This window comes from Neisseria sp. P0001.S005, assembly GCF_051963715.1.
This window is the reverse complement of sequence record NZ_JBQCTZ010000223.1, coordinates 1-5,352: the sequence shown is the minus strand read 5'-3', so window position 1 is coordinate 5,352 and position 5,352 is coordinate 1. Positions and strand designations below refer to the sequence as shown.

Sequence of the window (5,352 nt, the reverse complement as noted above, 5' to 3'; positions counted from 1 at the left end):
GCCGTTTTAAACAGCAAACACCACGATCCCGAACGCCTCCCCAACCGACGCGAACAAGCCTCGACCGATCAGCTCACGCGCGCGGCCGTTCCCCTCCAAAACCAACAAAAACTCCGCCGCATACTCGGCAGCGCATACTACGTCCGCCATCAGACACGGGAAATCCTCTGGCACACCGCAAACCTCGCCTACGACACCGAAAGTCCGGCCGTCCGCAGCCGCATCCTTCCCCAAAGCAACAGCCTTCAAGTCATGGTGTTCATGCCCAATGGTGACCGCCTCTTTGCACGCCTCTGCCGCATCTTCAGCAGCCACCGTTTCGACATCCAAGCCGCCCGCGCCTTCATTACCGAGCACGACTACATCCTCGACACCTTTATCCTGCAACTTCCCGACAATCTCCCGCCCGAAGAATATCCCGACCGCCAAAGCGCACTCGAAGCCGAACTCAACAGCTTCATCCACGGCAATACCACCGTCCAAAAACAAAGCGGCCGCCCACACATCAGTCGCCGCATCCGCCATATTCCTATTCTGCCTACCGTAATCATCACCCCCGAAGAAGATTATCCCGGCTGGCACACCATAGACATCACCGCCGTCAACCGCCCCCACCTCCTCGCCGACATCGCCGAGACCTTCTTCGCACACAACATCAGCCTGCGCTACGCCAAAATCACCACCTTGGATCAGCGCATTGAGGACAGCTTCATCACCTACAGCCCATCCCTACAAGACCCGCAAACCCAAAACACCCTAAAACAAGCATTGATCGAAGTCTTGACCCCATAAAGGCCGTCTGAACATCTTAAAAACATAGGGTGAGCATTTTTTGCTCACCCTAATCACATCCAAATATATAAACATCCTAAATATACCCTTCTCAAACACTCAAGAAATCCAAAGCCTTAAAATTCAAAATCAGACCTTTACTATGACATAAAACTACATTCTAAAATCATAACCCATATGAATATAATTCTAATAACAAATTTTCATTCACCTATTACACCAAATCCTCTTCAAAAACCCTTCCTTCCAAATCTTTTCCTCATCTATATTCAAACAAAATACGCATACAAAATAAAACCCATAAAAAACAAAAAAATAAAATCACAAAATATTAAACTCACCGATTAGTCCATAAAAATACCGCCTATCCAAATCAATTAACATATTATTGAACAAGCTTAATTTCTGACAAAAAACGTCACACACCCAAACTCGCACACACTCCCTGTCACAAAAAACACAAAACTGACAAAAAACGTCAACCACCCAAATTCCCTAAAATCCTGAAACTTTCAAACAAAACCTCATAAAACTTAAAAATTAAAAAATAAACCCAATAAAAACAATAAACAAAAAATAAAAAATAAATTTTTTAACCAATTTTCCACACTTGGCACACCGCCTGCTTGAAACAACACGTCCGATAAGGCCCAAGCCTCAAAGCAGCAAGCCCGACGGAAGCTGTATATTCCTTCTTACTTTATGGTTTACTCATAATACATAGTGCCAAGCACATTACGGACTTTTTACTTAAACATAATTATTCACACTTTCAAACTGGAGTTTTAAACAATGAAAGCAATCCAAAAAGGTTTTACCCTGATCGAATTGATGATCGTCATCGCGATTATCGGCATCTTGGCAGTTATCGCCCTGCCTGCATACCAAGACTACACTGCACGTGCCCAAGTTTCTGAAGCCATCTCTTTGATGGAAGGTCAAAAGTCCGCTGTTGTTGAATACTATGCAGATAAAGGTAAATGGCCTACTAGTAATGCAGAAGCAGGTATTGCAGATAAGGGAAGCATTCAGGGTAAATATGTTGAAGAAGTAGAAGTCAGTGGTGACGGTGTTATTACTGCCAAAATGAAAGCTACTGACGTAAATAACGAAATTAAAGGCAAAACCGTATCTCTTACTCCTCATGCCCCTGCTGCTGCTGCTGCTGGCGCTGCTGCAACTGCTAGCGGCTCCTTCACTTGGACCTGTACAAAAGGTACTATTGATAGCAAATTCTTGCCTTCTTCTTGCCGTTAATAATTTGTTACCAACAAATTTAAAAGCTTAAAGAGTAAATCCCATAATATGATTATGGGATTTGCTTTATAAAATAAAAATAAGAAAACGACATACTCAAAAAATGAAAAAACTACGCAAAACCCAAACCGGTTTTAGCCTGATTGAGTTGATGATTGTTATCGGCATTATCGGCATTTTGGCAGTAGCAGCTCTTCCCGCATACCAAAACTATGTTGCCCGAGCACAAGTAGCAGAAGGCATTATGCTGGCAGGCAGTATGAAAAGCTACGTCGAAGAAGCCTATGCAGATAAAGGTAGCTTACCGCTTGACCTCAATATCAAGCAACTCGCTTCAGACGACAATAAAGTCGGTAACTATGTAAAGATCGTTCGTATTGAAGATAACGGCACTATTGTTGCCGCCATCGGTAATCAAGCCGCCGTACCTGTTAAGAATACCGAAATCCACCTAATACCAAGCTTTGCGAAAACAGGTAATACCAAAGGCACAACAGTTTGGTCTTGCGGCGGCACCATGGATACATACTTCCTTCCCGTATCCTGCAAACAAAGCTTGTAAGCTTATTTTCCAAAATACAAAAATACATTGCGAAGAAAACATCCCAAACAAAGCCAAATACAAACGCGGAAAACGAACAAAAGCAAAAGAAACCAAACTCTCCAAAACAAGGTCATTAAGAGCCTGAATCATCACATTACGAGAATAAATGCCGTCTGAAATCCATTTTCAGACGGCCTCTTTATATTTAATCCTAATCCGACAGGAAAGTTTTAACCTGATTGGTTCAGACGGCCCTCGTCTTTTCACCACTACATAAAACAAATTCGCAACACTCCTGATAAGACAATTTGTCGCCCATCTGAACTCAATATATAATTTAACCATACAAGTCTTTATTTTTAAGCATTTTTCATTTTTAAAACATACATTGCCTACATTGGGAGAAACATCATGCCTCATCTGAATTTAGATAAAACGGATTTAAAGATTCTGCAGGTTTTGCAGGAAAACGGGCGGTTGAGCAATGTTGAGCTTTCTGAAAAGGTGGCGCTCTCCCCTTCTCCCTGCCTGCGCCGTCTCAAACAGCTTGAAGATGCAGGCATTATTCAAAAATACGCCGCCCAGCTTTCTCCCGTATCTTTGGGCTTGGGTTTGCAGGCTTTTATCCGTGTATCGATTAGCAAGGCAAAAGATGCGCGTGAGGATTTTTCCGAATCCGTCCGCGCTTGGCCGGAAGTATTGAGCTGCTTTGCGTTAACGGGTGAAACCGACTATCTGCTCCATGCCTTTTTTACCGATATGAACGCGTTTTCCCATTTTGTTTTGGACACGCTGCTTTCGCACCACGGCGTGCAAGATGCGCAATCGAGTTTTGTGTTGAAAGAAATTAAAAACACGACCGCTCTGCCTTTGGTTCATTTGGTTCAGGATTGATGATTTGAAACTGATAAAGGCCGTCTGTTGTTCAGACGGCCTTTTAAATTCCAATGGTTTGCTTTCACATCCATACACTTGTATACTTTTTAAGAATAATTCACATAAGCTTTTACTATGACAGACACCACCCATCTCGATACCAATACTGTTTCAGAACATACCAAGCAATGGCTGGAAAAAGCCGTTATCGGGCTGAATCTCTGCCCGTTTGCCAAAGCGCCGCACGTTAAAAACCTAGTTCGCATCGTTGTCAGTGAAGCCCGCCATTTGGATGGTTTCCTTGAAGACTTGGATCGTGAATTGCAGCTTCTGGGCAATACGCCTGCTTCTGAATTGGAAACCACTTTACTGGTTCATCCTACGCTGTTCCCTGATTTTGAAACCTTCAACCAAATGCTGGAAATTGCCGACGATGCCGTTGTAGAAAACGAATTGGAAGGCATTGTCCAAATTGCGCCGTTCCATCCCGATTTTCAATTTGAAGGCACAGAAGCCGACGACATCAGCAACTACACCAACCGCTCGCCCTACCCGACCTTGCATCTGATTCGTGAAGACAGTATTGCCAAAGCAGCTGAAGCATTTCCCAATGCCTCGGCAATTTTTGACCGCAATATCGCGCTGCTTGAAAAAATGGGACATGAGGGCTGGGATAAATTAGACATTCCGCGTTGTCCATTTCCGCATCACAAGCCGTCTGAAAACAAATAATTGGTGATGGGAAGATGGTTCGCTATTTATTGATTTTTTGCGGCGCATTGTCGCTCGTCTTGGGCATTATCGGCATTTTCCTGCCATTACTGCCAACTACGCCTTTCATTTTATTGACCGCCGCCTGCTGGGCAAAAGCTTCGCCGCGCTTCCACAATTGGCTGTATCATCACCGCCATTTCGGCCCCATCATACAAAACTGGGAAAACAACGGCGCCGTGCCGCGTAAGGCAAAGTTCTTCGCTATCGGCATGATGGCCCTTTCTTGCCTGTTTATGTTTTGGCAATTTCCAGAACGCTGGTGGATTGGTGCCGTTTCATCAATCTTCTGTAGTTGCGTGGCTGTGTGGATGTGGTTACGGCCGGAAGCATAAAATAAAACAGGTGGGCATTTTCGCTTACCTGTTTTTTATTTTCACACCAAATTTATCCATTAAAACAATCAGTAAGAACTAAAACACCCTATTCAACCCTCATTTTTCAGACGACCTCCATTTATTCAATTAAATGTAAATTTTAGCTAAAATTAATTCAAAGTATTTTTTCGATAGTATTATTTCCGATATTCCAAACTCCTGTTTCAAAACCATTTTTTTACTACCTCCAACTACTCTACTCATTTTGATTCCTTTATTTGTATCAACATTTCTTTTGATTCCAACACCCTAAACCGTCCCTTAACACTTGCTTTGCGTTATACTTCCCCCTGACACAACCGCGCAGTTCGTCTGGATATTTTCAGACGGCCTGAATATTTCACCGCCGTGCTTTCTCAACGAAGTTCCTCACGGCGCCACAGAATAAAAAGGAAATACTATGCGCTCTCTCTCATTTTTACTGATTCTTGCCGCCTTTCCTGCTGCGGCATCCGATTTTGACGGCTCATCCGCAAGCCTGCTTTGGGGTCTGCCGTTTGCACTGATTCTCTTGTCCATTGCACTCGGACCTCTGTTTTTCTCCCGTATTTGGCACCACCACTTCGGCAAAATTACGGCGTTTTGGACGCTGCTGTTTTTAACGCCGTTTATCGTAACCTTTGGTTTCGGAGCAGGCGTGCATACCGTTGCCCATGCATTGGTTGAAGAATATATCCCCTTTATCCTGCTGCTTTTGGCGCTCTATACCATTTCAGGCGGTATTTTTGTCAGCGG

The 5,352-nt window shown here is 43.8% G+C and carries 6 protein-coding genes and 1 pseudogene; all 7 read left to right on the top strand.

Features of this window, described 5'->3' with window-relative positions; genetic code table 11:
* Nucleotides 1–792: pseudogene (locus ACTHSP_RS17480) on the top strand ([protein-PII] uridylyltransferase); the annotation flags it as partial.
* A 792-nt stretch (nt 793–1,584) separates the two neighbouring features.
* On the top strand, nt 1,585–2,049 hold the full coding sequence (locus ACTHSP_RS17475; protein WP_308538652.1) for a pilin: 465 nt from the start codon (nt 1,585–1,587) through the stop codon (nt 2,047–2,049).
* 103 nt (nt 2,050–2,152) lie between these two features.
* Nucleotides 2,153–2,611 carry a pilin gene (locus ACTHSP_RS17470; protein WP_250615217.1) on the top strand — a complete coding sequence of 153 codons (459 nt, stop codon included), beginning with the start codon at nt 2,153–2,155 and terminating at the stop codon, nt 2,609–2,611.
* A gap of 393 nt (nt 2,612–3,004) precedes the next feature.
* Nucleotides 3,005–3,487: an Lrp/AsnC family transcriptional regulator gene (locus tag ACTHSP_RS17465; protein ID WP_003684427.1), complete on the top strand. Its 483-nt coding sequence runs from the start codon at nt 3,005–3,007 to the stop codon at nt 3,485–3,487.
* A gap of 117 nt (nt 3,488–3,604) precedes the next feature.
* Entirely contained in the window at nt 3,605–4,201 is a 597-nt protein-coding gene (locus ACTHSP_RS17460) for a DUF1415 domain-containing protein (protein WP_440346549.1), read from the top strand.
* 14 nt (nt 4,202–4,215) lie between these two features.
* Nucleotides 4,216–4,575 carry a YbaN family protein gene (locus tag ACTHSP_RS17455; RefSeq protein ID WP_070824330.1) on the top strand — a complete coding sequence of 120 codons (360 nt, stop codon included), beginning with the start codon at nt 4,216–4,218 and terminating at the stop codon, nt 4,573–4,575.
* Between the two features lie 442 nt (nt 4,576–5,017).
* On the top strand, nt 5,018–5,352 hold a 335-nt coding region (locus ACTHSP_RS17450), incomplete at its 3' end, for a sodium:proton antiporter (RefSeq protein ID WP_440346548.1).